Below are 24,433 nucleotides of genomic sequence, written 5' to 3' on the forward strand. Positions count from 1 at the left end.
ATGACCACACCGCACCACCCCGAGGACGGCGCAGAGAACGGCGGCACGCAGCTCGACGTGAGCCCGCCCGCCCAGGACTTCTCGGGCGAGCAGGAGGGGTATCGCACCTCCCTCTCGTCACGGCAGCTGCAGATGATCGCCATCGGCGGCGCCATCGGGACGGGCCTCTTCCTCGGCGCGGGCGGTCGGCTGCAGGAGAGCGGCCCGCTGCTGGTCCTGGTGTACGCGGTGTGCGGCTTCTTCGCCTTCCTGGTGCTGCGCGCGCTCGGCGAGCTCGTCCTCCATCGCCCGTCGTCGGGGTCGTTCGTCTCGTACGCGCGCGAGTTCTACGGCGAGAAGATGGCGTACGTCGCCGGATGGATGTACTTCCTCAACTGGGCGATGACGGCGATCGTCGACTCCACGGCGGTCGCCCTGTACGTGAAGTACTGGAGCCTGTTCTCGTCTGTCCCGCAGTGGCTTCTGGCCCTGATCGCGCTCGTGGTCGTCGTCAGCCTCAACCTCATCTCGGTGAAGGTGTTCGGCGAGATGGAGTTCTGGTTCGCGATCATCAAGGTGGGCGCGCTGGTGGCCTTCCTGGTCGTCGGCATCGTCGTGCTCGCAGCCGGCTGGCCCACGGACCTCGGACCGACCGGGATCGCGATGCTCGCGCAGAACGGCGGGCTGCTCCCGCACGGCGTCGCCACCATCGGGATGGCCATCGTGCTGGTGCAAGGCGTCGTGTTCGCCTACGCGGGGATCGAGCTGGTCGGCATCGCGGCCGGGGAGACCGCGAATCCGGAGAAGATCATGCCGCGCGCGATCAACAGCGTCGTCTTCCGCATTGCCGTCTTCTACTGCGGATCCATCCTGCTGCTCGCGCTGCTCCTCCCCGCCAGCGCGTACAGCGGGAACGAGAGCCCGTTCGTCACCTTCTTCAGCCACCTCGGCGGGCCGCAGCTGAGCGCCGTCGTCGGCTCGATCATGAACTTCGTCGTGCTCACGGCCGCGCTCTCCAGCCTGAACGCGGGGATGTACTCCACCGGCCGCATCCTCCACTCGATGGCCCAGACGGGGGCGGCTCCGCGGTTCACGTCCCGGATGAACGCCCGCGGCGTCCCGTACGGCGGGATCCTGCTCACGGCGGCCATCGGCGTGCTCGGGGTCTTCCTCAACCTGGTCGTGCCGGAGCAGGCGTTCAACATCGTGCTGAACGTGGCCTCCCTCGGCATCATCACCAGCTGGGGCATGATCGTGCTCTGCCAGATGCAACTGCGGCGGTGGTCGCTGCAGGGCAAGCTCGAGAGGCCGTCGTTCCGTCTGTTCGGTGCGCCGTTCACGGCGTGGCTGACGCTCGCGTTCCTGGTGACGGTGCTGGTGCTGATGGCGTTCGACTACCCGACGGGGACGTGGACGGTCGCCTCGCTGGTCGTCATCGTCCCGCTGCTCGTCCTCGGCTGGTACACGCAGCGGTCGCGCATCCTCGCGATCGCGGCGGAGCGACAGGGCTACACCGGGGCGCACCCAGTCGTCGCGGCTCGCCCGCCCCGCACTCCGCGGGCGCGCGGGGACCGCTGACCCACCTCCGCCAGTCCTGGCTTCCCCTCCCGCTCGCCGTGCCGAGCGACTGTGGCGCGGCGTTACGACTGCGGCAGGGCGCCCCGCCGCAAACGTGACTCGGCGCCGCAGTCGCAAGCGCCTCGGAGGCGCGGGACGCGTGCGGGAGGCGTGCGGGAGGCGTGCGGGAGGCGCCCGTTACGCCTCGACGGGGGGCGCGACGAGGGCGGCCCGCTCCAGGGCGGGAAGCGCCGCGGTGATCGCCTCCCGGTCCTCCGGGGTCAGCTCGGCCAGCACATCGGCGACGGCGCGCGCCCGGTCGGAGCGCGCCTCCAGGAGCAGAGCGGTGCCCGCCTCGGTGCGGGTGACGAACAGGGAGCGCCGGTCCTGGGGATCCGGCGTCCGCTCGACCAGGCCGCGCGCCTCCAGCTCGGCGACGATCCGCGTGATCGTCGGCGCCGCGGCGACCTCGATCGCTGCGATCTCGCTCGGCCGCAGGGGTCCGCTCCGGACGATGGTCGACAGGGCGGACAGCTGACCGTGGCTGAGACCTCCGGTGGACGACCGGATGCGGCGGTTCAGCCTCCCGACGGCCAGGGCCAGGCGGCCGGGGACATCGTCGTCACGTCCGGCCGCCGGCCGCTCGTCAGCTTCATGCGCGCTGGGCACCGACTTCCTCGCCTTCCTCGGTGGCCGCCGCGCGGGGTGCGTCGGCCTCCTCATGAACATACTTGCCTCCGCCGAGGAACGAGGCTACGGCGCCGATGACGCTCATGACGGCGGCGGCGATGAAGACGACGACCAGGCCGTCGTGGAACGGTCCGGAGATCAGCTGCGGGAAGAACTCCTTGCCCGTCAGGGTCGCTCCGTCGACGTGCGGGGCGGTGAGGATCCCCGTCGGCCCGAGCAGGCTCTGGATGGGGTTGTAGCCGAGGAACGCGGCGAACAGCGACCCGACGGGCGGGGTGTTCCCGACCTGCGCGGCGATGTTGCCGGGGACGCCGTGGGAGGTCAGCCCGTTGGTGAGCGCAGACGGGAGGGCGACCGACAGTCCGGCGATCATCAACGAGAAGAAGATGCCGATGGACAGCGAGCTTCCCGCGTTGAGCGCGACACCCGCCATACCGGAGGCCGCCCCGCGTTCGTTCGCGGGCACGCTGTTCATGATGGCCGTGCGGTTCGGCGACGAGAACAGACCGGAGCCGATGCCGTTGAGGCCGGTGAGGAGGGCGAACTGCCAGTACTCGAAGTTCACCGGGATGAGCAGGAGGCCGACGAAGGTCGCCGCGACCAGCAGCAGGCCGACGGTGGCGAAGGCGCGCGAGCCGAACCGGTCGGACAACGCACCCGAGATCGGGCCGGCGATGAGGAAGCCGATCGTGATCGGCAGCATGTAGATGCCGGCCCACAGCGGCGTCGACTCGTAGCTGTACCCGTGCAGCGGCAGCCAGATGCCCTGCAGCCAGATGATCAGCATGAACTGGAGGCCGCCTCGGCCGATGGCCGCGAGGAAGCCGGCGAAGATGCCGGACGAGAACGCGCGGATGCGGAACAGCCGCATGTCGAACATCGGCGCGGGCACCTTCAGCTCGACGACGACGAACAGGGCGAGCAGCACGATGCCGCCGATGATGGCGCCGAGCACCCAGGGGTTGCCCCAGCCCTGGCTGGAGCCGCCGTAGGGCTGGATGCCGTAGGTGATGCCGGTGAGGAGAGCGATCAGGCCGATGCCGAACGTCGCGTTGCCGAGCCAGTCGATGCGGCCCGGGTTCTTCTGGCCGACCTCGTGCAGCGACTTGATGGACCAGATCGTACCGATGACGCCGAAGGGCACGGAGACGAAGAAGACGGCGCGCCAGTCGATCTCGGCGAGGACGCCGCCGAGGATGAGGCCGATGAAGCTTCCGGCGATGGCGGCGACCTGGTTGAGGCCGAGCGCGAAGCCGCGCTTGTTGGCCGGGAAGGCATCGGTGAGGATCGCGGTGGAGTTGGCGAACAGCATCGCGCCGCCGATGCCCTGCACGAACCTCCAGACGATCAGCCAGAGGGCGCCGGGGCCAGCCGTGAACGGGTCGAGGCAGAGGGCGATGGCCGCGAGCGTGAAGATGACGAAGCCGAGGTTGTAGATCCGCACCCGGCCGAACTGGTCGCCCATGCGCCCGAACATCACGACGAGCACAGCGGTGACGAGCATGTAGCCCATCAGCATCCACAGCAGGTAGGAGACGTTGCCCGGCTCGAGCGGATTGAGCTTCACCCCGGTGAAGATGGCGGGGAGGGAGATGATCACGATCGACGAGTTGATCGTCGCCATGAGCATGCCGAGGGTGGTGTTGGAGAGTGCCACCCAGCGGTAGTGCGGGTGGTCTTTGGTGAAGATGCCGGTGCGGGCCACGGAAGTCCTTGTCAGATACGTGCGAGTACGTGGGATCGGTTGTTTATATGCGTCAACTATATAACCGTCGGCCGTCGAGGTCATTCCCGGGGGCGAACATCGCTTTTCCAAAACTTTTGACACCCGTACGGGGGCCGAATTAGCTGGGTGACGCAACAAATTCGGAACGGGCGCCGTCGCTCGCCGGCGCCCGACGCGTACAAAGGAGTATCAGCGTGTCACTACGACTTCGTGCCGGTCTCATCACCACCGCGGTGATCGGGGCCGGAGCCGTCATCCTCACCCAGGGCGCCGCCTTCGCCGCGTCCCCCGCCTCTCCCGCGTCTCCCGCCTCTCGCGCCCCGAACAGTCACCACTCGCCGGCGCCCGCGAGCTCGCTGCGTGCGCTCGCGTCGCAGGTCGGCCTCCGGATCGGCACCGCCATCGACACCGACGCCCTGGCGACCCAGAGCGACTATCGCTCGATCGCCGCTACGCAGTTCTCGACAGTCACTCCCGAGAACGTGATGAAGTGGGATGCCGTCGAGCCGACCCAGGGCACCTACAACTGGGCCCCGGCCGACCAGCTCGTCGCGTTCGCACAGCAGAACGGCCAGCTCGTGCGCGGGCACACGCTGGTCTGGCACAACCAGCTGCCCGCGTGGCTGACGGCCGCCGCGCCGTCGATGAGCCCGGACCAGCTGCGCGCGATCCTCAAGAAGCACATCGTCGACGAGGCGACCCACTTCAGGGGAAAGATCTGGCAGTGGGATGTGGTCAACGAGGCGTTCAACGACGACGGGACCCTCCGCGACAGCATCTGGCTTCAGAAGCTCGGCCCGGGCTACATCGCCGACGCGTTCCGCTGGGCGCACCAGGCGGACCCTAAAGCGCTCCTCTTCTACAACGACTACAACATCGAGTTCACCGGTCCGAAGAGCGATGCCGCCTATGCGCTGGCCCGCGACCTCAAGGCACAGGGAGTGCCGATCGACGGCGTCGGCTTCCAGACGCACCTCGACACCCAGTACCCGCTCCCGGATCTGCAGAACAACCTCCAGCGCTTCTCCGACCTCGGGCTGAAGGTGGCCGAGACCGAAGTGGATGTGCGGACGACGCTGCCTGTGACGGCAGTCGAGCAGAATGCGCAGGTCGGCGGGTACACATCCACGCTGCAGGCCTGCCTGGCCGTGCGCTCGTGCATCTCGTACACGGTGTGGGGCTTCGGCGACGCGTACTCGTGGGTGCCGGCGACGTTCCCGGGCGAGGGAGCCGCGGCGATCTACGACGAGAACCTGCAGCCGAAGCCGGAGTACACGGCGCTGCAGCAGACGCTCGCTCTGGCGGCGGGTGCGCCGGGGAGGGCGGACCCGCGGCGCTGAGTTCGTCGAAGGCGGGAGCGGAGGGCCGCGGTATCGGGTCCCTCCGCTCTCGGCGCGGGTCCTGTTCTCAGGAGATTTCGGCGCCGATGAGTCTCCCTTTTTCAGGAGATTCGGGCTGGGAGGTGCTTCCACGCCCCGTATTCAGGACGGAGGAGACACCGGTCGGCCGATTCTCCTGAAAACAGGAACACAAATCCTCCTGAAAACAGGAGCCTCGATCCTGAAAACAGGAGCCGCAACCTCCTGAATCAGGAGCCGGCGCGAGCCGAAGTCGTCCACCCCATCCCCGTCGTAGTGGTCCTCGAACACCCTCCCGAACAAAGAGAACATCGCTTTTCTAGCCTGGCTAGCGATATCCTGAGCACAGGGCGCCGACCGCGTCCGAACGCGCTCAACGAAGGACCACCCGATGACCGACACGGCGACGATCCACGAGCAGCTCCGCGCTCTCCTGCGCGAGGAGCGCGGCCTGGTGGAACTGCTGCAGTCCGACCCGGGCTGGTACCCGGTGCTGCTCCGCCAGCTCCAGCTCGCCGTCGGCGACGAACGGATCATCTACCTCGGCGCCGCCGCGGCCTCCGGTCTCTCGACCGTCACGCTGCGGGTCGGCGTCTTCACCGAGAACATCGTCGTCGCCAGCGAGGTCATCGACGACGGGACGCCCAGCGCACAGGTCATCACACGCGTGGAGAGCCGGTCCGGCCTGCTCCGGTTCGAGATCACGGGGTGGCCGGAGGGCGACGACGGGTCCGACAGCCCCTGGACCGGCGGATTCCGAATCCGGGCCTTCTACCAGTCGGGTCTCATGGTCACCGTCCCGGCGAACGTCGTGGACACGGAGGCGAAGCGTGTGTCCGTCCGCGCCGTGCTCGACGGCATCCGCGCCGACCTGCGCGCGCGGCCACCGCGAGCCGAGGATACCCCGGACTGACCTCCGGCCCGGCCCGCCCGCCCGTCCGCCGTCGAGTACACAAAAACTGCACGCGAATCCGGCGATTCGCGTGCACTTTTTGTGTACTCGACGGTGGGCGCGAGCGGATGGGCGGGGTTACTTCGCGGGGGGCATCAGCACCGAGTCGATGAGGTAGACGGTCGCGTTTGCGGTGCGCACGCCGCCGCAGATGACGTTCGCGTCGTTGACCTTCAGCGAGTCACCGGAGCCGCTGACCGTCACGTCGGCGCCCTGCACGGTCTTGTGGGTGCCGTCGATGTCCTTCGGCGAGAGCTGGCCGGGCACCACGTGGTAGGTCAGGATCGACGTCAGCGTCGCGGCGCCGGCGTCGGTCTTCAGGGTGTCGATGGTCGCCGGGTCGATCTTCTTGAAAGCGTCGTCGACCGGTGCGAACACGGTGAACTGGCCGCCGTTGAGGGTGTCGACGAGGTTGACGTTGGCGTTGAGCTTGCCGGAGACAGCTGCGACCAGGGTGGTCAGCAGCGGGTTGTTGCTCGCGGCGGTCGCCACCGGGTCCTCCGCCATACCGGCGACGGAGCCGGAACCGGACGGGACCTGCTTGGCGTAGGCGGCGCAGCCGGGGCCGACGAGCTCGGCGGCCGGGTCCATCGACGACGACGCGGAGGGCGCCGACGAGGCCATGGGTGCGCCGGAGTCGCCGGTCGACGAGCCTGCGCCCGACGAGCAGGCGGTCAGGGCGAGGGCGGCGGCGGCCAGCAGGCCGGCCGCTGCGAGACGGGCAGTGGATCGCATTGTGATTCTCCTTCAAAGGGATGCTGCTGATCGAGAGGCCACCGCTCTGGCGGTCATGAGGGGTTCGGGATGGTCGCCGAATCGGATTGGACCAATCCGGGAAACCTTCCCGCGACGAACAGCGGACGTGACAACGCAACGAACGACCTACCGAGTACGCACTCTCGCCTGGGCCGCGCTCGCGGGCGCGGTCGGCGGAGGAGTGTTCCTGGCTGCGGCCGAACTGGTCGCCCTCGTGTTTGCGCGCGATGCCGGGCCGATACTGGCCGTCGGCTCGTTCGTGATCGATATCGTGCCGCGGTGGGCGAAGGAGCTCGCCATCCAGCTCTTCGGATCGAACGACAAACTCTTCCTGCTCGGCTCCCTCGGCTTCGCGGTCTTCGTCGCCGCCGCCGTGGCCGGCATGCTCGAACTGTGGAAGAAGCGGGTCGGCGTCGCCCTCTTCGCCGTGGCCGGGATCGCCGCGGTGGCCGCGACGCTGACCAGAACGGGGACGGGACCGCTCTCCGCCCTCCCCTCCGCGGCGGGCGCCGTGGCGGGCGCGGCCGTCCTCTCCCTTCTGATCCGCCGGCTCCGGCGCTGGAGCGACGCGCGCGCAGCCGGCACCGCCGAGGCGGCCGTCGATCGGCGCCGGTTCGTACTGCTCACCTCGGTGGCCGCTGCCGGCGCGGTGGTCGCCGGGGTGGGGTCCCGGCTCGGATCCGCCGCGACCTCCTCGATCGCGGCGGTCCGTGCCGCCGTCCGCCTGCCGGCCCCGGCCTCCCGCGTCCGGGTCCCCGCCGGCGCCGAGCTGCCCGTCCCCGGCATCTCCCCGCTGTTCACGCCCAATGCCGACTTCTACCGGGTGGACACCGCCCTCACCGTCCCGTCCGTCGACCCGGCGAGCTGGCGGCTGACCATCGACGGGATGGTCGAGAAGCGCATCCAGCTCGGCTTCCAGGACCTGCTCGACATGGGCCTGGACGAGTACTCGGTCACCCTCACCTGTGTCTCCAATGAAGTCGGCGGCAACCTGGTCGGCACAGCCCGGTGGCTCGGGGTCCGCGTCCGGGATGTGCTGGCGCTGGCGCGGCCGCGGTCGGGAGCCGACATGGTCCTCTCGCGCAGCGTCGACGGCTTCACCGCGGGCACGCCGCTGCAGGCGCTCACCGACGCGAACCGCGACGCGATCCTCGCCGTCGGGATGAACGGCCAGCCCCTCCCGCTGGAGCACGGCTTCCCTGTGCGGATGGTGGTGCCCGGCTTGTACGGCTACGTGTCGGCGACGAAGTGGCTGACCGAGCTGAAGGTGACCACCTTCGCCGCCGACCAGGCCTACTGGACGCCCCGCGGCTACAGCGCGAGGGCCCCGATCAAGCTGTCCAGCCGCATCGACACGCCCCGCGTCGACAAGCCGGTCGCCGCGGGCCCGACGAAGATCGCGGGCGTCGCCTGGGCTCAGACCGTCGGCATCCAGCGGGTGGAGGTGCAGATCGACGGAGGCGACTGGAGGAAGGCGACGCTCTCGTCGCCGATCAATGCCGACACCTGGGTGCAGTGGTCGCTGGACTGGGAGGCGACGAGCGGAAACCACACCCTCGCCGTTCGCGCCACGGACCGCGCCGGGCGACTGCAGGAGCAGAAGCGCACACCGATCGCCCCGAACGGGTCGACGGGTTGGCAGCAGACGTTCGTCCGGGTGGCCTGACGCCGGGAGCGTGCCCGGGACGGGGGAACGCCCCGACTCCAGAATGAGACGGGGCGCACTCCCCCCGGATGACGGCGACGAACGCCGCCGGTGTCCCCGGGGTTAAAACATACGGACTCACCGGTTTACTTGCAACCGGGTACGTCACACTCCGAGAGCGGGACGCAGCCCCGCCCAGAGACGCTCCACATCCTTCGGGAGCCCCTCCAGGGTTCCCAGTTCGTCGGCGATCATGTAGGCGCCGAAGAACGCTTGGACCACGACGGTGGCGACCGTGCGCGCATCCATTCCGGCAAGGCCGCGGTCGTCGATCTCCTGCTGCAGCAGACCCGAGATCACGACCACCCAGCGCTCGTACGGACTGTTCTCCAGGGTGGGCGGGAAGACCGACTGGCTGAGCTTCATCGCGGCGCGCACCCGCTGGTCGGCGACGAAGACGGCCGCGACCCGCTGCGTCAGCTCCTCGGCGGCTGCGAGGCCGCGCAGCCCCGAGTCGGCGACCTCGGCGATGATCACCGGCCAGTTGGCGTACTTCTCATCCACCAGCGCCCGTGCGATGTCGAGCTTGGAGCGGAAGTGGAAGTAGACAGCACCCTTGGTCGCGCCCGTGCGCTGGACGATCCGTTCGAGACGGGCGCCCTGGTAGCCGTGCTCGTCGAATTCGGCGGCGGCGGCGTCGAGGATGGCGACCCGCGTGCGCTCGGCGCGTTCCTGTCTCGGCATTCCGCGTCGCCCGCCTCCCGAACTGGTGTGGATGTGATGACGATAGCGCGGCGATCCGGTGGTCTGATGAGAGGAGGACACCGAGAGGTCGGAACGCGAACATCGACAAGGAGGGCCAGATGACGGAAACGATCGACGCGGACGACCGCCCGCAGCGGTTCCGGGAAGGGCCGCACTTCCCCGCGCTCGTGGTCACCCTGATCGTCACGGTGATCGCTGCCCTGTTCGCCGGGGCGTACAGCTGGGCGATGGGCGACCCGCAGCCGCACGACATCCCCATCGGGCTGGTGTCCGACTCGCGGCCGGCCGCCGACCTCGCCTCCGAGCTGGAGGCGCGCACAGGGACGACGTTCATCGTGCGCAGCTACGCGACCGAGTCGGATGCGGAGGCCGCCATCCGCGAGCAGAAAGTGTACGGCGCGCTCGTGGAGCAGCCGGACGGCACCGCCCGGCTCTACGTCTCCAGCGCCTCCGGAGCGTCGGTCGCCCGCCTGCTGCAGTCCGACGCTCCGCGGCTCGAGGAGTCGATCGGCCGCACCATCACGGTGATCGACGCGCATCCCCTGGCGCCGCGCGACCCGAACGGCCTCGTCCTCTTCTACATGTCGCTGGCCGCGGTGGTCATCGGGTTCGTCGGCGCCATCCAGACACGAGTGAACGCGGCGTCGCTGACCCTCGGCGGGGAGCTGTTCTGGGATGTCGTGCGCTCTGCCCTCGGCGGCCTCGCCATCGCCGTCATGGTCGGGCCGCTGCTGGGCATCCTGCCGCTGCCGCTGCTGCCGGTCTGGGGTGTGCTCGCCATGACGATGCTGATCTCCGGCGCGACCTACAGCTTCTGGAGGGTGCTGATCGGCGGGCGCTGGGCGATGCTCCCGACGTGGATCGTGTTCGTGCTGATCAGCAACCCGTCATCGGGAGGAGCGGTGGCGCCCGAGCTGCTGCCGCCGTTCTACCAGTTCATGGGCCGCTGGCTTCCGACCGGGGCGACGGTGCGGGCGGTGCGCGACCTCACCTACTTCCCGGACGACCTGCACGCCGAGCCGTACATCGTGCTCACGGCGTGGCTGGTCGTCTCGGTCGGGCTCTTCGTCGTCGTGCGGCTGCTCCGGTACGGCCCGGGCGCGCCCGGCGAGTCGCTGCACACCTGGCGCGGTCGCCGCTACCGGGCGCCCGCCGCCGCCGAAGCGCCTGCGGCTACGTAGCGCCCGCCCGGCTCAGGCGACGCCGAGCTCGCCGATCAGGGCCTCCACCCGGGCCTTGATCTCGTCGCGGATGGGGCGCACCTCCTCGGCGGGGCGGCCCGCGGGATCCGTGAGCTCCCAGTCCTCGTAGCGCTTGCCCGGGAAGATCGGGCAGGTGTCGCCGCAGCCCATCGTGATGACCACGTCCGACTCGCGGACAGCCTCGGTGGTGAGGATCGCCGGCGTGTATCCGGCGATGTCGATCCCCTCCTCTGCCATGACCTCGACGGCGACCGGGTTGAGTGCGTCGCCCGGTTCGGACCCGGCCGACAGCACCTCGACGCGGTCCCCGGCCAGGGCGCGGAGGTAGCCCGCGGCCATCTGGCTCCGGCCGGCGTTGTGCACGCAGACGAAGAGGACGGTGGGGCGCCGGGTGTCGGTCATCGGGAGTCTCCGTGTCGTCGAAAGTCCGGGGGTCGCCGCCCCGGCCGGAGCGGCGACCCGGCGCTGCCGCTTCGTCAGCAGCAGTCGGGCGGGCAGGACCCGTCCGGGAGGGGCTGGCACTGCGCGGTGTCGCAACAATCCATGATTCTTTCTACCTCCTTCATCGACGTTAGTCGATGAACACAGGATGAACGAATACATTGACGGATGTCAATATAGGCGCGAGAATCGACATATGGCGATCACCGAGCTCCTGCCCCTGCGCGACCTGCAGGCGTGCTGCGCGCCGATCACCCGCGAGGTCATCAGCGAGGAGAACGCGAACTCGGTCGCCCGGGCGATGAAGGCCCTGGCCGACCCCGCCCGCTTGCGTCTGCTCTCGATGGTCGCCGCGCACGCAGACGGCGAGGCCTGCGTCTGCGACCTGACGGAGCCGCTCCAGCTCTCGCAGCCGACCGTGTCCCACCATCTGAAAGTGCTGAGCGACGCGGGATTCCTCTCCCGCACCAAGCGCGGCACCTGGGCCTACTACCGGATCGTGCCGGGCTCGCTCGACATCGTCTCGGCGTTCCTCGCCACCGTCTGACGGGCGAAAGCAAGCCCCTACCGTCCGTCCGGTTTCGCGGCCATCGTGTCGCCCCGTGAGCACCACCGACAGCACCATCGACACCAGACGCCGGTCTCTCGTCCGCCGGATCAACCTGAGCGCCGCCTGGGGGGAGGGCCTGGACGGCTTCGACCTCGGCATCCTGAGCGTCGTCCTCCCTGCCATCACGACTGCGCTGCATCTGTCGCCGGCGGAGGCCGGGCTGATCGGCGCCTCGTCGCTGATCGGCATCTTCATCGGCGCCCCGCTGGCCGGCTACCTCACCGACCGGTTCGGGCGGCAGAGGATGTTCACCATCGACATCGCGTGCTTCATCGTGCTCGGGGTGGTGCAGGCACTCGTCACGGAGCCGTGGCAGCTGTTCGTCGTACGAGTGCTGCTCGGCGTCGCGATCGGCGCCGAGTACGCGATCGGCGCGGCGATGCTCGCCGAATTCGCGCCCAACCGCAACCGTGGACGCCGGCTCTCCGCCCTGCTGGTCTGCTGGTACGGCGGGTTCCTGGTGGCCGTCGTGGTCGCATACGTGCTCGTCGGGCTGGGTCTGGACTGGCGCTGGGTGCTGGCGACGAGCGTCATCCCGGCCGTCGGCGCCTGGCTGGTCCGGATGGGCATCCCCGAGTCGCCGCGCTGGCTGATCGGCAAGGGCCGCCAGCAGGAGGCCGACCGCATCGTCGAGCAGAACCTGGGCGCCGAGTACTTCGCGGCGGAAGGGATGGATGCCGAGCAGGAGGGGCGGGGTGGCTACCGGGAGCTGTTCCGCGGCCAGAATCTGCGGCGGCTCCTCTTCATCAGCGTGTTCTGGGCGTGCAACGTCGCCCCCTACTTCGCGATCTTCACCTTCGCGCCGGTGGTGCTGAAGTCCCTGAACATGAGCAACCCCGCCGCCGGGACCATCGGCGTGAACGCGCTCGCGACGGTCGGCGCGCTGGTCGGGGCGCTGACCATCGAGCACATCGGCCGCCGCAAGCAGCTCATCCCGCCGTTCTGGATCATGGCGGTGGTGCTGGCCGTCGTCGGGGTCTGGTCGGGCGCACCCGCCTGGGTCACCATCCTGTGCTTCGCGATCTTCGCGTTCTTCAACGCGCTGCAGGGCAACCTCAGCGCCGTCTACCCGATCGAGATCATGCCGACGGAGGTGCGCAGCTCGGCGGTCGGAGTGGCCGCGGCCGCGAGCCGGATCGGCGCGGCGGCGGGCACGTTCCTGCTCCCGGTAGGCATCGCCTCCATCGGCACCGGGTGGTGCATGATCATCGCGGCGATCGTGTGCGTCATCGGCGCCGTCGTGTCGCAGGTGATGGCGCCGGAGACGACCGGCCAGTCGTTGACCGAGGCGAGCGGCCCGATCCCCCGGGTGAAGCAGGGCTCGGGCGTCTGACCGGGCCGGCCGGTCAGTCCTGGCCGAGCTCCCGCACCTCGGTGGTCCGGTCGCCGGGGTTGTCGCCGGTGTTCACGGTCCCGGCGCGCTCGACCATGACGACCAGCGCCTCCTCGTCGGCACGCGGCCGGTGCTCCACGCCGGCGGGCACGACGTAGACGTCGTCGGGCCCGAGCTCGACGTCCCCGTCGCGCAGCTGGATGGTCAGCCGTCCGCTCACGACGAGGAACAGCTCGTCGCTGTCGGGATGCGCGTGCCAGACGAACTCGCCGTGGAGGCGGGCGACCTTGACGTCGTGGTCGTTGACGCTGGTGAGCCGGTGCGGCTGCCAGGGCTCCGCGATCAGCTCGAAGGCGGCCGGGATGTTGCGGACGGATGCGCTCATGGCGCCAGCCTAGGACGCGGCGCGCCGGTGTCGGACCCCGGTGGTTGGATGGGGACGTGCTCCTCGACGCGCTCGTCACGACGGCCGAGACCGTCGCCTCCACCCGGTCCCGGCTGGCGAAGGTGGATGCGCTCGCGGCGCTGCTCACCGCCCTCGAACCGGAGGAGATCGCGCCGGCGGTGGGGTTCCTGGTCGGCAAGGCACGCCAGGGGCGGGTCGGCGTCGGCTGGCGCGGCCTCAGCTCGGCGATGGCGGAGCCCGCGGCGGAGGCGACGCTGACGGTCGACGACCTCGACCGGTTTCTGGACCGGCTGGCGGCGCTGTCCGGCTCCGGGTCGGCGGGCGAGCGGACCCGGGCGCTCCGGGACTTCACCGCGCGAGCGACCGCAAGCGAGCAGGACTTCGTCGCCCGGGTGCTGCTCGGCGAGATGCGCACGGGCGCGCTCGAGGGCGTCCTGATGGATGCGATCGCGCGCGCCGCAGACCGCCCTGGCGAGGCCGTGCGGCGGGCCGCCATGCTGTCCGGAGATCTGGGCGGCACGGCTCGCCTGGCGCTGACGGGATCGGCGGACGACCTGGATGCGGTGGGCCTGGAGGTCGGCCGGCCGGTCCTGCCGATGCTGGCGGCCTCCGCCCCGACCGCGAGCGACGCGCTGGCCACCACAGGACCCGCATCCGTGGAGTACAAGCTCGACGGCGCGCGCATCCAGGTCCACCGGCACGGCGACGAGGTCCGCGTGTTCACTCGCAACCTGGCAGACATCACCCACCGGGTCCCGGAGGTCGTCGAGGTGGTGCGGCGCCTCCCGGTCCGCGACGTCATCCTCGACGGCGAGACGCTGTCGCTCGACGAGGACGGCGCCCCGCGGCCGTTCCAGGAGACGATGTCGCGCTTCAGTACGGAGGTCGCCCGTGAGGCCGTGCTGCATCCCTGGTTCTTCGACGTGCTCCACGTGGATGGACGCGACCTGCTCGACGAGCCGCTCTCGGTCCGTCTGGCCGAACTGGAGCGGGTCGCCGGCGAGCACCGCATCCCCGGCCAGGTCACGTCCGACCCCGACGTCGCCGAACGCGTCTCGGGCGACGCCCTCGCCGCGGGGCAGGAGGGCGTGGTCGTCAAGGCGATCGACTCGCCCTACGCGGCCGGGCGCCGCGGCTCCAGCTGGGTGAAGGTCAAGCCGGTGCACACCTACGACCTGGTCGTGCTCGCCGTGGAGTGGGGGTCCGGGCGGCGGCAGGGGCTGCTGTCCAACATCCACCTCGGCGCGCGCGACCCGGAGGGGGCGTTCGGCGAGCCGGGCGGCTTCGTCATGGTCGGCAAGACGTTCAAGGGACTCACGGACAAACTGCTCGCCTGGCAGACCGAGCACTTCCAGGAGATCGAGGTGCGCCGCACGGCCGGGACGGTCTGGGTGGCGCCGACGACGGTCGTGGAGATCGCGATCGACGGCGTGCAGCGCTCCAGCCGCTACCCGGGCGGCATCGCGCTGCGATTCGCGCGGGTCAAGCGCTACCGGGACGACAAGGACGCCGGCGAGGCCGACACCATCGAGACGCTGCGCGGGCTGCTGCGGCTGTAGGCGCGCCGGTTCAGGCGCCGGTCGGCGACGCCAGGAGGCGATTCTGCCGCGTCCGGCGCACCGGGCCCGGGCACTCCCGGGGGTGTCGCGCCTCCCGATGCAGGAGGACCATCGGGGGCACCGGACAGGAAGAGGAGGGTGGCATGCCACGAATGAGCATCGGACGGACCGTCTCCGCGGGCCTCGCCGCCGGCGCGGCCGCGACCACGGCGCTGAACGCCGTCACATATCTCGACATGGTGCTGCGTGGACGACCGGTCAGCACCACGCCGGAGCGTTCCGTCGAGAAGCTCGCGGACAGCGCGGGAGTCCGCATCCCCGGCGACGAGGACACCCGTCCGAATCGCGTCTCCGGCCTCGGAGCGCTGCTCGGCATCGCCACCGGCGTCGGGGTCGGGGTCGCACTCGCCGGCACGAGGGCTATGGGGCTGCGCGCCGGACCGCTGGTGACCGGCATCGCGACCGCCGCGACCGCCATGGCCGCCTCGGACATCCCGATGGTCCGTATGAAGATCACCGACCCGCGTACCTGGAGCCGCGCCGACTGGCTGAGCGACATCGTCCCGCACCTGGCGTACGGGCTGGTCGCGGCGCTGGTGGTCCGGGGGATCGAGGGCCGCGACATCGACCGGGAGAGATGACGCCGTCGGTACGATGACCGCATGACGACCTCCTCCCCGGTATGGGGCATCCTCGGAACGGGCGGCATCGCGGCCGCCATGACGCGCGACCTCCAGCTCGACGGGCACACCGTCGCCGCGGTCGGCTCCCGCACGGCGGGGTCCGCAGCGCGCTTCGCCGCCGCCCACGCCATCCCGCGCTCGCACGGCAGCTACGAGGAGCTGGTGGCGGACCCGCAGGTGGACATCGTCTACATCGCGACCCCGCATCCGCAGCACGCGCCCAACGCGCTGCTCGCCCTCGCCGCCGGCAAGCACGTCCTGGTCGAGAAGCCGTTCACCATGGACCAGCAGGAGGCGCAGCGGATCGCCGACGCGGCGCGCGCCGGAGGGCTGGTGGCGCTGGAGGCGATGTGGACCCGGTGGCTGCCCCACATGGACCGGCTGCACGAGATCATCAGCGACGGCACCCTCGGCGAGCTGCGCTCGGTCGTCGCCCACCATTCCCAGCGCACCAGCCCCGACCCCGAGGGGCGGATGCTGAACCGCGCGCTCGGCGGAGGGGCGCTGCTCGACCTGGGCATCTACCCGGTGTCGTTCGCGTGGGATGTGCTCGGTGCTCCGAATCGGGTGCTGGCGCTGTCGACGCCGACGGAGACAGGCGTGGACCGCCAGACGTCCATCCTGCTCGGCTACGAGAACGGCACGCAGGCCGCGCTCACCACCGAGCTCGACGCGGCGGGCGACAACAGCGCGACGGTCATCGGCACGGATGCCCGCATCGAGCTCGCCGCGACGTTCTTCGCACCGACGTCCTTCCGGGTCGTCGACGCGAAGGGCACCGTGATCGAGACCTACGAGTCGAACATCAGCGGCCGCGGGATGCAGTACCAGGCGCGGGCGATCGAGCGCCTCGTCGCCGCTGGCGGCGAGGACTCCCGCCTGCCGCTCTCGCAGTCGGTGGCCATCATGGGCACCCTCGACACCATCCGCGACCAGATCGGCCTCACCTACCCCTGACGCGCCTCTGCATGCGGATCTACTGGTCCCGACATGCCGTCACCGGTTCGACCGTGACGGCATGTCGGGACCACTCGTTTCACAGCCGGTGCCCTTCCGTTGCGGGGCCGCACGGCGTTAGAGTGCGCGCGGGGCCGGTGCCGGCCGAGAGGAGAGTCAGGATGACGGATCTCACCGGTCGCAGGGCCCTCATCACCGGAGGCGCCAGCGGCATCGGGCTGGCCTGCGCCGAGGCGTTCGCTGCGGCGGGAGCGCAGGTGACGATCGCGGACCTGAACGGCGACGAGGCCCGCCGGGTCGCCGAACGGCTGCGGGGCGACGCGTGGGAGGTCGATCTCTCGAAGACCGAGGAGCTGGCCGAGCTCACGCTCGACACCGACATCCTGGTGAACAACGCCGGCATCCAGAGCGTGCGGCCGATCGAGGAGTTCGAGCCACAGACCTTCGCCCTGATGCTGCGGATCATGGTGGAGGCGCCGTTCCTGCTGATCCGCGGGGCGCTGCCCGGGATGTACGAGCGCGGTTTCGGCCGCATCCTCAACGTCTCCAGCGTGCACGGGCTGCGCGCCTCCGCCTTCAAGTCGGCGTACGTCACCGCGAAGCATGCGCTGGAGGGGCTCTCGAAGACCACGGCCCTCGAGGGCGCCCCGCACGGAGTCACCTCGAACTGCATCAACCCCGGCTATGTCCGGACGCCGCTGGTCGAGAAGCAGGTGGCGGATCAGGCGCGCGTGCACGGCATCCCAGAAGAGGAGGTGCTCGAGAAGGTACTGCTCGCCGAGGAGGCGATCAAGCGGCTGGTCGAGCCGGCCGAGGTGGCCAGCCTCGCCCTCTGGCTCGCGGGCGACACGGCGGGGATGGTGACCGGCGCCAGCTACACGATGGACGGCGGCTGGAGCGCCCGGTGACGTTCGGGGCGGAGGAGCGCCTGGCCGTCCCGGTGCGCGGCGGAACCCTCGCGGGCGGGGTGTGGAACGCCGAGGCGGGAGGGTCGCCCATCCTCGCCGTGCACGGCATCACGGCCAACCACGTCGCGTGGATGCTCGCGGCCGGGGCCATGCCCGACCGGCGGGTGATCGCACCCGACCTGCGGGGCAGGGGACGGAGCTCCGGCCTGCCCGGACCATTCACCCTCAACGACCACGCGGACGACCTGCTGGCCGTCCTCGACAGGCTCGGCGTCGATCGCGCGACCGTGGCCGGCCACTCCATGGGAGCGTTCGTCGCGGTGCGTCTCGCCGAACGGCATCCCGAGCGCGTCGATCGCCTCGTGCTCCTCGACGGCGGCCTCCCGGTGCCGCTGCCCGAGGGCGTCGCGCCAGAGGACCTGCCGGCCGTGGTGCTCGGACCGGCCCTGGAGCGGCTGCGGATGCGGTTCGCCTCCGGCCAGGAGTACGAGGACTTCTGGCGGCGGCATCCCGCGATCGGCCCCTGGTGGAACACCGCCATCAGCGACTATGTCGCCTACGACCTGGTCGGCGAGGAGCCGGACCTCCGCTCCAGCGTCGACCCGGAGGCCGTCTCGGTGAACGCGCTCGAATTGGACGGCTCCTCCGGCTATGCGGACGCCCTCGCCGGGCTGACGCTGCCGATCGACTTCGTCCGTGCGCCGCGCGGCCTGCTCGACGGACCTCCGCTGTACGACCCGGCCGTCCCCGCGGAGTGGGCGGACCGTCTCCCGCAGCTGCGCCTCCACGAGGCCCACGATGTGAACCACTACACGATCCTGATGACCGAGAGCGGCCTGCGCCAGGTCATCCCGGTCCTCGACCCGAAGGAGAACCGCCCATGACAGGAACCCTGCTGCCCGGCATCGTCGCCCGCAGCGTCCCCACCGACCGCTACACGGCGAACGTGCTCGAACGGCCGGCCGACGGCGACGCCCTCCAGACCGTGCTGTTCGTGCACGGCAACGTGTCGTCGTCTATGTTCTGGCAGCCGCTGATGCTGTCCCTCCCGCCGGGCATCCGCGCGCTGGCGGTGGACCTGCGCGGCTTCGGCGACAGCGAGACGCTGCCGGTGGATGCGACCCGGGGAGTCCGCGACTTCTCCGACGATGTCGCAGCCGTCGCGGATGCGCTCGACCTCGGCCCAGCGCACATTGTCGGCTGGAGTCTCGGCGGAGGCGTCGTCATGCAGCTGCTCCTCGATCGGCCCGACCTCGTCTCCAGCCTGACCCTCGTCTCCCCGGTCTCGCCGTACGGCTTCGGCGGCACGGCACTGGATGGGTCGCTGCTGAACCCCGACGCGTCCGGCACGGGAGGCGGCGGCGCGAATCCCGACTTCGTCGCGCGTCTCGCTGCCCGCGACACGGGTGAAGACGCACCGACGTCGCCGCGGGCGGTGTACCGCTCCTCCTACGTCGCTCCCGGCTTCGTCTCCGAGTACGAGGACCTGTGGGTGGAGTCCATACTGTCCACGGCCACCGGTCCCGACAACTACCCGGGCGACGCCGGCCCGTCGGAGCACTGGCCGGGGTTCGGCCCGGGCACCCGCGGCATCCTGAACACGCTGGCCCCGACGTACTTCAACACGGCGGGGATCGTGGAGGCGGCCGCGAAGCCTCCCATCCTGTGGATCCACGGGGCTGTCGACGCGATCGTCGGCGACGCCTCCTTCTTCGACCTCAGCCAGCTGGGCGCCGCCGGCATCATCCCCGGCTGGCCCGGCGACCAGGTCGCGCCGCCGCAGCCGATGCTCGCGCAGACCCGCGCGGTGCTCGGCCGTTACGCGGACGCGGGCGGAACCACCCGCGAGGTCGTCTTCGAGGACTGCGGCCACTCCGCCCACATCGAGAAGCCGGACGAGTTCCGCGCCGAACTGCTCGCCTGGATCAGCTGACCGCCGCCGCGGTGGCTTCCGCCGCGCCGGCTCCCACCCCACCCCGCCGAGTGGTGACATGATGTCGCCACCCGGCCGGAATAGGAGCAACGACTCACGACTCGAGCGCCGCATCGAGGGTGCCGCGCGGGAGGGCGAGCATGCCCTCGACGGCACGGGCGAGGACCGGGCCCCGGTCGCCGCCGGCGCCCCACCGGACCAGCGCCTGCGCGTTCAGGCCGTCGATCATCCCGAGCAGCTGCCAGGCCGCCTGGGCCGGGTCGTCGGCGTGGAAGGCGCCGGCATCCACGCCCTCGTCGACGATGGAGAGGATGAGCGTCTGCCACGCATCCATCTGCTCGCGCACCGCTTCGGCGAGCGCCTCGTTGCGCCGGCCGAGCGCCCACGCCTCCACCCAGACCAGGGTGACGTCGTCGCGCGTTCCGTCGAGGAGGGTGCGCAGCAGAGCCGCGAGCCGGTCGACGGGACCGTCCGCGGAGGCGAGCAGCGCATCCACCTCGGCCAGCTCCGCCCCCACCACAGCCGTGAAGGCGGACGCGACGAGCTGGTCCATGACCGGGTGGTAGTGGGCGACGAGTGCGGGCGTGACGCCGGCGCGGCCCGCGACGCTCCGCAGGGTGACGGACGCGAGGCCCTCGGCGAGCGCCAGGTCGCGCGCCGTCGTCGCGAGTTCGGCGCGGCGCTCGGCCGGCGGTCGTCGGGCTGCTCTTGACATGGTCCGCCCAGTATAGGTACGTTCGAGCCATTATTGATCGCACGATCAACAGATTCGCCGCCGACCGATGGAGGACCCGATGAGCTGGCGCATGCCCGCCGAGACTGCACCCCACGAGCGCACGTGGATGGCGTTCCCGCGCGCCGGCCTCACCCTCGGCGACGATGCAGCGTCCGCCGAGGAGGCGTACGCCTCGTGGACCGCGGTCGCGCACGCCGTGGCCGAGTACGAGCCGATCACCATGGTCGTCGACCCCAGCGAGCGCGACCGTGCCCGCCGCATGCTCGGCTCCCACGTCGAGCAGGTGGAGGCTCCCCTCGACGAGTTCTGGATGCGCGATTTCGGCCCGACCTTCGTCGTCGACGACGAGCGGCCGGGCGTCCTCGGCGCGGTCGACTGGACCTTCAACGGCTGGGGCGACCCGGAGTGGGCCGAGTGGCAGAAGTCCGCCGAGATAGCCCGCTTCGTCGCCGAGCGCACCGACGCCGAGCTGGTCAGCTCCCTGCTGGTCAACGAGGGTGGCGGCATCCACGTCGACGGCGAGGGGACGGTGCTGCTGACCGAGACCGTCCAGCTCGACCCGCGCCGCAACCGGTATGCCGACAAGGCCCGGGTGGAGGCGGAGCTCGCCCGCACCATCGGCGCCACCCATGCCGTCTGGCTGCCCCGCGGCCTCACCCGCGACTACGACGACTTCGGGACCAACGGCCACGTCGACATCGTGGCGACCATCCCCTCCCCCGGAACGCTGCTGCTGCATGCCCAGCGGAACGCCGAGCATCCCGACTTCGCGGTGACGCGCGAGCTGCGCGCACTGCTCGCCGACACGACGGACGCGGCCGGCCGCTCCTGGGACATCGTCGACCTGCCTGCGCCCTCGACGCTGCGCGACGAGGAGGGCTTCGTCGACTGGAGTTACGTCAACCACCTGGTCGTCAACGACGGCATCGTCGCCTGCGGTTTCGGCGAGGAACGCGCCGACGCGGAGGCGACGGAGATCCTGGAGGCCGTCTACCCCGGCCGTCGGGTGACCATGGCGGACTCGCGCCCGATCTTCGCGCGCGGCGGCGGTATCCACTGCATCACCCAGCAGCAGCCCGCCCTGGAGACGGCACGATGACCGTGGATGTGGTGGAGGCGTCGATCGCCGACCTCCGGCGCGCACTGGAGGCCGGGGAGACGACGAGTGAGGAGCTCGTCACCGCCTACCTGGCCAGGATCGACGCGTACGACGCCGACGGGCCCCGGCTCAACGCCGTGGTCGTCCGCAACCCGGACGCGCTGGACGAGGCCCGCGCTTCCGACGCGCGGCGCGCACGCGGCGAGGTGCTCGGTCCGCTGGAAGGCATCCCGTACACGGCGAAGGACAGCTATCTGGCCCGGGGCCTGACCGCTGCGGCCGGATCGCCCGCCTTCGAGCACCTGATCGCCCAGCGCGACGCCTTCACGATCGAGCGGCTGCGAGCAGGTGGGGCGATCCTGCTCGGCCTGACCAACATGCCGCCGATGGCGAACGGCGGGATGCAGCGCGGCGTATACGGGCGCGCCGAGTCGCCGTACAACGGCGACTACCTGACCGCCGCGTTCGGCTCAGGCTCCTCCAACGGCTCGGGGACGGCCACCGCGGCGAGCTTCGCCGCGTTCGGCCTCGGCGAGGAGACCTGGTCGTCTGGCCGGGCCCCGGCCTCCAACAACGCCCTCTGCGCCTACACGCCCTCCCGCGGGGTGATCTCGGTGCGCGGCAACTGGCCGCTGGTGCCGACGATGGATGTGGTGGTCCCGCACACGCGCACCATGGCCGACCTCCTCGAAGTGCTCGACGTCATCGTGGCCGACGACCCGGAGACGCGCGGCGACTTCTGGCGCGCGCAGCCGTGGGTGCCGATCCCGAGGGCGTCGGAGCTGCGGCCGGCGTCGTACCCGGCGCTGGTGCAGGACCCGCCGGCGCAGGACTCACCGGCGCAGGACTCACCGGCGGAGGACTCACCGGCGCAGGACTCACCGGCGCGGGTCGGCTCGCTCGCCGGTCGCCGCTTCGGGGTGCCGCGGATGTACATCAACGCCGACCCGGAGGCGGGCACCGCCGACAGCCCGGGCATCGGCGGACCGACCGGCCGGCGCATCGAGACCCGCGAATCCGTGATCGCACTCTGGGAGGCGGCGCGCCGCGACCTGGAGGCCGCGGGCGCGACGGTCGTCGAGGTCGACTTCCCTGCCGTGTCGAACTACGAAGGCGACCGCCCCGGCGCACCGACCATCGCGACGCGCGGGCTGGTCAGCCCGGCCTTCCTGCGGCGCGAGATCGTCGACCTGTCGGCGTGGGCGTGGGACGACTTCCTGGCCGCGAACGGCGACCCCGCACTCCGTACGCTCGCCGACGTCGACGGATCCCGCATCTTCCCGCAGCCGGAGGGCGCACTCCCCGACCGCTACGACGGCTTCGAGGACGACATCGCCGACTACCCGGGCTGGGTGCGCGCGCACCCCGGAACGACACTCGCCGGCATCCCCGAGCTCGAAGCCGGCGTGCGCGGCCTGGAGGAGACCCGCCGCATCGACCTGGAGCAGTGGATGGACGGCCTCGGTCTCGACGCCGTGGCGTTCCCCGCTGTCGCGGATGTGGCCCCGGCCGACATGGACGTGAACCCGGCGTCGGCCGACCTCGGCTGGCGCAACGGCGTCTGGGTGGCGAACGGGAACCTGGTGCCCCGGCACCTCGGCATCCCGACGGTCACGGTGCCGATGGGGACGATGAGCGACACCGGGATGCCCGTCGGCCTCACCTTCGCCGGTCGAGCCTACGACGACACCGCGCTGCTGCGCCTGGCCGCCGCCTTCGAGGCGACCGGCCGCCGCCGCACCGCCCCGCCGCGCACCCCGCGCCTCCCCTGAGCGCCTCTCCCCCCTCCGCCCTCCGCCCTCCGCCCCACCCCTCGTCCGCCCTCCACCCTCCGCCCCACCCCTCGTCCGCCCTCCACCTCGTCGAAGTGCACGTTGTTGCGGGCGACACGCCGGTCGACTGCGCAACAAGGTGCACTTCGGCGAAGGAGCGGCGGGGCGGGAGCGGCGGGAGCGGCGGCTAGCGTGTGGGGCCGGCGATGCCGACCGCGGTGCGGATCGTCTCCGGGCGGTCGAGGCACTCCAGCATGGCGGCCGCGAGGTCGGCGCGCGACACCCGGAAGCCGCGAGGGACGGCGCCGCCGATCCGCGTGCGATAGCGCCCGGTGGCCGGGCCGTCGGTCAGCTGCGGAGGCCGCAGTGCCGTCCACGCGCTCGAGGAGGTCGCGAGCTCGGCCTCCATCGCCCGCAGGTCGTCGTAGACCGGGCGGAGGATGAGTCCGATGAGCGGCAGAGCGATACGCCGACTGAGGAAGGAGTCGTCGGCGGGAGGAGGGTCGACGGGCGCCGCGCTGATGACGACCAGCCGGCCGACGCCCGCCTCGAGGAGGTGCCGGGTGGCGGGAGCGGCGACGGGCGCATACTTCCGGCTACGCGGACCGATCGCCGAGAGCACCGCATCGGCGCGTGTGATCGCCGACTGAACGGCCGCGGTATCGGCGAGGTCGGGGATCAGCCGCACGGCGACGCGCGGATCCTGCTCCGCCGGACGGCGGAGGACCGCCGTGACGTGATGACCGTCGGCCAGCGCCTTGTCGACGATGTGCCGGCCGGTGCGCCCGCTGGCGCCGAACACCGTGAGTTCCATACCCGCATAGTAGGTGATAATCACGGCAGTGTGCAATCACACCCGGGTACCATCGGTCTATGGATGCGTCACCGCCCCGCCCACTGGAAGGCCGAGCCGCCTTCCTGCTCTCGCAATTGGGTCTCAGTAGCGCGCAGCGGTTCACCGCTGCCCTCGCGCCGCTGGGGATCACGCCCAACCGCTTCGGCGTGCTGGCAGAGCTTGCACGGGAGGACGGGCGGACGCAACAGGAGCTGGCGACGGCCCTCGGCCTCCACCGCAACTCGATGGTGGCCATGATGGACGACCTCGAAGAGCGCGGCCTGGTGGAGCGCCACCGCCACCCGCGCGACCGGCGCGCGTACGCCATCCGCCTCACCCCCTCCGCCCGGGAGCTGCTGACGGCCGGCGCCCGCATCGCCGACGAACTGGAGGAGGCCCTCCTCGCGCCGCTCGACCTCGAGGAGAGGGCGGCACTGGTCGCCACCCTCGCCCGGCTCGTCGCGGCCTCGGGCGCCCGCCCCGGGGTGCACCCCGGCCTGGCCACCCACTGAGAGCCTCCGTCTCGTCGAG

At 71.0% G+C, this 24,433-nt stretch carries 24 protein-coding genes; 16 read left to right on the forward strand and 8 right to left on the reverse strand.

Annotation, left to right across the window (positions count from 1 at the left end; genetic code table 11):
- Positions 1-1,557, forward strand: a complete 1,557-nt coding sequence (locus SB754_RS13715; RefSeq protein ID WP_410782860.1) for an amino acid permease — start codon at positions 1-3, stop codon at positions 1,555-1,557.
- Positions 1,558-1,734: 177 nt separating this feature from the next.
- Here the strand turns inward: SB754_RS13715 and SB754_RS13720 are convergent, their stop codons facing one another.
- Complete coding sequence (locus SB754_RS13720) at positions 1,735-2,205, reverse strand: MarR family winged helix-turn-helix transcriptional regulator (protein ID WP_410782861.1); 471 nt, start codon at positions 2,203-2,205, stop codon at positions 1,735-1,737.
- The gene (locus tag SB754_RS13725; protein WP_410782862.1) at positions 2,189-3,931 is read right to left on the reverse strand and encodes an MFS transporter; all 1,743 of its coding nucleotides are present in this window, start codon (positions 3,929-3,931) and stop codon (positions 2,189-2,191) included. The genes SB754_RS13720 and SB754_RS13725 overlap by 17 nt, the downstream gene beginning before the upstream one ends.
- Positions 3,932-4,146: 215 nt before the next feature.
- Here SB754_RS13725 and SB754_RS13730 point away from each other — a divergent pair, with 215 nt between their 5' ends.
- Together SB754_RS13730 and SB754_RS13735 are read left to right on the forward strand one after the other, a co-directional pair.
- On the forward strand, positions 4,147-5,292 hold the full coding sequence (locus SB754_RS13730) for an endo-1,4-beta-xylanase (protein ID WP_410782863.1): 1,146 nt from the start codon (positions 4,147-4,149) through the stop codon (positions 5,290-5,292).
- A 409-nt stretch (positions 5,293-5,701) separates the two neighbouring features.
- The gene (locus tag SB754_RS13735; RefSeq protein WP_410782864.1) at positions 5,702-6,223 is read left to right on the forward strand and encodes a hypothetical protein; all 522 of its coding nucleotides are present in this window, start codon (positions 5,702-5,704) and stop codon (positions 6,221-6,223) included.
- Positions 6,224-6,340: 117 nt separating this feature from the next.
- Here the strand turns inward: SB754_RS13735 and SB754_RS13740 are convergent, their stop codons facing one another.
- Positions 6,341-6,997: a fasciclin domain-containing protein gene (locus SB754_RS13740; RefSeq protein WP_410782865.1), complete on the reverse strand. Its 657-nt coding sequence runs from the start codon at positions 6,995-6,997 to the stop codon at positions 6,341-6,343.
- Positions 6,998-7,124: 127 nt separating this feature from the next.
- Between SB754_RS13740 and SB754_RS13745 the strand changes: the two genes are divergently transcribed.
- Complete coding sequence (locus SB754_RS13745) at positions 7,125-8,684, forward strand: molybdopterin-dependent oxidoreductase (RefSeq protein ID WP_410782866.1); 1,560 nt, start codon at positions 7,125-7,127, stop codon at positions 8,682-8,684.
- Positions 8,685-8,828: 144 nt separating this feature from the next.
- On the opposite strand, the gene SB754_RS13750 is transcribed toward SB754_RS13745, so the two are convergent.
- Positions 8,829-9,407, reverse strand: a complete 579-nt coding sequence (locus tag SB754_RS13750) for a ScbR family autoregulator-binding transcription factor (protein WP_410782867.1) — start codon at positions 9,405-9,407, stop codon at positions 8,829-8,831.
- A gap of 119 nt (positions 9,408-9,526) precedes the next feature.
- On the opposite strand from SB754_RS13750, the gene SB754_RS13755 reads away from it, so the two are divergent.
- The gene (locus SB754_RS13755) at positions 9,527-10,609 is read left to right on the forward strand and encodes an ABC transporter permease (protein WP_410782868.1); all 1,083 of its coding nucleotides are present in this window, start codon (positions 9,527-9,529) and stop codon (positions 10,607-10,609) included.
- Positions 10,610-10,621: 12 nt separating this feature from the next.
- On the opposite strand, the gene SB754_RS13760 is transcribed toward SB754_RS13755, so the two are convergent.
- Complete coding sequence (locus tag SB754_RS13760; RefSeq protein WP_410782869.1) at positions 10,622-11,032, reverse strand: arsenate reductase ArsC; 411 nt, start codon at positions 11,030-11,032, stop codon at positions 10,622-10,624.
- 235 nt (positions 11,033-11,267) lie between these two features.
- Here SB754_RS13760 and SB754_RS13765 point away from each other — a divergent pair, with 235 nt between their 5' ends.
- Together SB754_RS13765 and SB754_RS13770 are read left to right on the forward strand one after the other, a co-directional pair.
- Positions 11,268-11,618: an ArsR/SmtB family transcription factor gene (locus SB754_RS13765; RefSeq protein ID WP_410782870.1), complete on the forward strand. Its 351-nt coding sequence runs from the start codon at positions 11,268-11,270 to the stop codon at positions 11,616-11,618.
- A gap of 55 nt (positions 11,619-11,673) precedes the next feature.
- Positions 11,674-13,014, forward strand: a complete 1,341-nt coding sequence (locus tag SB754_RS13770; protein WP_410782871.1) for an MFS transporter — start codon at positions 11,674-11,676, stop codon at positions 13,012-13,014.
- Positions 13,015-13,027: 13 nt separating this feature from the next.
- Here SB754_RS13770 and SB754_RS13775 read toward each other — a convergent pair whose 3' ends face one another.
- The gene (locus SB754_RS13775; RefSeq protein ID WP_410782872.1) at positions 13,028-13,399 is read right to left on the reverse strand and encodes a cupin domain-containing protein; all 372 of its coding nucleotides are present in this window, start codon (positions 13,397-13,399) and stop codon (positions 13,028-13,030) included.
- Between the two features lie 56 nt (positions 13,400-13,455).
- Between SB754_RS13775 and SB754_RS13780 the strand changes: the two genes are divergently transcribed.
- From SB754_RS13780 to SB754_RS13805, 6 genes are all read left to right on the forward strand, one after another.
- Entirely contained in the window at positions 13,456-14,979 is a 1,524-nt protein-coding gene (locus SB754_RS13780) for an ATP-dependent DNA ligase (RefSeq protein ID WP_410782873.1), read from the forward strand.
- A 143-nt stretch (positions 14,980-15,122) separates the two neighbouring features.
- Positions 15,123-15,620: a hypothetical protein gene (locus SB754_RS13785; protein WP_410782874.1), complete on the forward strand. Its 498-nt coding sequence runs from the start codon at positions 15,123-15,125 to the stop codon at positions 15,618-15,620.
- A gap of 21 nt (positions 15,621-15,641) precedes the next feature.
- On the forward strand, positions 15,642-16,619 hold the full coding sequence (locus SB754_RS13790; RefSeq protein WP_410782875.1) for a Gfo/Idh/MocA family protein: 978 nt from the start codon (positions 15,642-15,644) through the stop codon (positions 16,617-16,619).
- A gap of 161 nt (positions 16,620-16,780) precedes the next feature.
- Positions 16,781-17,527: a 3-hydroxybutyrate dehydrogenase gene (locus SB754_RS13795; RefSeq protein ID WP_410782876.1), complete on the forward strand. Its 747-nt coding sequence runs from the start codon at positions 16,781-16,783 to the stop codon at positions 17,525-17,527.
- A complete protein-coding gene (locus tag SB754_RS13800; RefSeq protein WP_410782877.1) occupies positions 17,524-18,411 on the forward strand; it encodes an alpha/beta hydrolase in 888 nt (295 codons plus the stop codon). Before SB754_RS13795 ends, SB754_RS13800 begins: the two co-directional genes overlap by 4 nt.
- A complete protein-coding gene (locus SB754_RS13805; RefSeq protein WP_410782878.1) occupies positions 18,408-19,460 on the forward strand; it encodes an alpha/beta hydrolase in 1,053 nt (350 codons plus the stop codon). Before SB754_RS13800 ends, SB754_RS13805 begins: the two co-directional genes overlap by 4 nt.
- Positions 19,461-19,554: 94 nt before the next feature.
- Here SB754_RS13805 and SB754_RS13810 read toward each other — a convergent pair whose 3' ends face one another.
- Entirely contained in the window at positions 19,555-20,175 is a 621-nt protein-coding gene (locus tag SB754_RS13810; protein ID WP_410782879.1) for a TetR/AcrR family transcriptional regulator, read from the reverse strand.
- Between the two features lie 79 nt (positions 20,176-20,254).
- Here SB754_RS13810 and SB754_RS13815 point away from each other — a divergent pair, with 79 nt between their 5' ends.
- Positions 20,255-21,295: an agmatine/peptidylarginine deiminase gene (locus SB754_RS13815; RefSeq protein ID WP_410782880.1), complete on the forward strand. Its 1,041-nt coding sequence runs from the start codon at positions 20,255-20,257 to the stop codon at positions 21,293-21,295.
- Positions 21,292-23,067, forward strand: coding sequence for an amidase (locus SB754_RS13820; protein ID WP_410782881.1), 1,776 nt, complete (start codon positions 21,292-21,294; stop codon positions 23,065-23,067). Before SB754_RS13815 ends, SB754_RS13820 begins: the two co-directional genes overlap by 4 nt.
- A 187-nt stretch (positions 23,068-23,254) precedes the next feature.
- On the opposite strand, the gene SB754_RS13825 is transcribed toward SB754_RS13820, so the two are convergent.
- Positions 23,255-23,881 (reverse strand): NAD(P)-dependent oxidoreductase, encoded by a 627-nt coding sequence (locus tag SB754_RS13825; RefSeq protein WP_410782882.1) that lies wholly within the window; start codon positions 23,879-23,881, stop codon positions 23,255-23,257.
- Between the two features lie 59 nt (positions 23,882-23,940).
- Between SB754_RS13825 and SB754_RS13830 the strand changes: the two genes are divergently transcribed.
- On the forward strand, positions 23,941-24,414 hold the full coding sequence (locus SB754_RS13830; protein WP_410782883.1) for a MarR family winged helix-turn-helix transcriptional regulator: 474 nt from the start codon (positions 23,941-23,943) through the stop codon (positions 24,412-24,414).
- Positions 24,415-24,433: the final 19 nt, after the last annotated feature.

The organism is Leifsonia sp. SIMBA_070, from assembly GCF_046534635.1.
GTDB lineage: Bacteria > Actinomycetota > Actinomycetes > Actinomycetales > Microbacteriaceae > Leifsonia.

Coding starts and splice junctions, on each gene's coding strand:
- SB754_RS13750 (WP_410782867.1), bottom strand. CDS start 9,407: ATGCCGAGACAGGAACGCGCCGAGCGCACGCGGGTCGCCATCCTCGAC.
- SB754_RS13805 (WP_410782878.1), top strand. CDS start 18,408: ATGACAGGAACCCTGCTGCCCGGCATCGTCGCCCGCAGCGTCCCCACC.
- SB754_RS13775 (WP_410782872.1), bottom strand. CDS start 13,399: ATGAGCGCATCCGTCCGCAACATCCCGGCCGCCTTCGAGCTGATCGCG.
- SB754_RS13755 (WP_410782868.1), top strand. CDS start 9,527: ATGACGGAAACGATCGACGCGGACGACCGCCCGCAGCGGTTCCGGGAA.
- SB754_RS13740 (WP_410782865.1), bottom strand. CDS start 6,997: ATGCGATCCACTGCCCGTCTCGCAGCGGCCGGCCTGCTGGCCGCCGCC.
- SB754_RS13820 (WP_410782881.1), top strand. CDS start 21,292: ATGACCGTGGATGTGGTGGAGGCGTCGATCGCCGACCTCCGGCGCGCA.
- SB754_RS13765 (WP_410782870.1), top strand. CDS start 11,268: ATGGCGATCACCGAGCTCCTGCCCCTGCGCGACCTGCAGGCGTGCTGC.
- SB754_RS13785 (WP_410782874.1), top strand. CDS start 15,123: ATGCCACGAATGAGCATCGGACGGACCGTCTCCGCGGGCCTCGCCGCC.
- SB754_RS13830 (WP_410782883.1), top strand. CDS start 23,941: ATGGATGCGTCACCGCCCCGCCCACTGGAAGGCCGAGCCGCCTTCCTG.
- SB754_RS13795 (WP_410782876.1), top strand. CDS start 16,781: ATGACGGATCTCACCGGTCGCAGGGCCCTCATCACCGGAGGCGCCAGC.
- SB754_RS13735 (WP_410782864.1), top strand. CDS start 5,702: ATGACCGACACGGCGACGATCCACGAGCAGCTCCGCGCTCTCCTGCGC.
- SB754_RS13825 (WP_410782882.1), bottom strand. CDS start 23,881: ATGGAACTCACGGTGTTCGGCGCCAGCGGGCGCACCGGCCGGCACATC.
- SB754_RS13810 (WP_410782879.1), bottom strand. CDS start 20,175: ATGTCAAGAGCAGCCCGACGACCGCCGGCCGAGCGCCGCGCCGAACTC.
- SB754_RS13760 (WP_410782869.1), bottom strand. CDS start 11,032: ATGACCGACACCCGGCGCCCCACCGTCCTCTTCGTCTGCGTGCACAAC.
- SB754_RS13815 (WP_410782880.1), top strand. CDS start 20,255: ATGAGCTGGCGCATGCCCGCCGAGACTGCACCCCACGAGCGCACGTGG.
- SB754_RS13790 (WP_410782875.1), top strand. CDS start 15,642: ATGACGACCTCCTCCCCGGTATGGGGCATCCTCGGAACGGGCGGCATC.
- SB754_RS13715 (WP_410782860.1), top strand. CDS start 1: ATGACCACACCGCACCACCCCGAGGACGGCGCAGAGAACGGCGGCACG.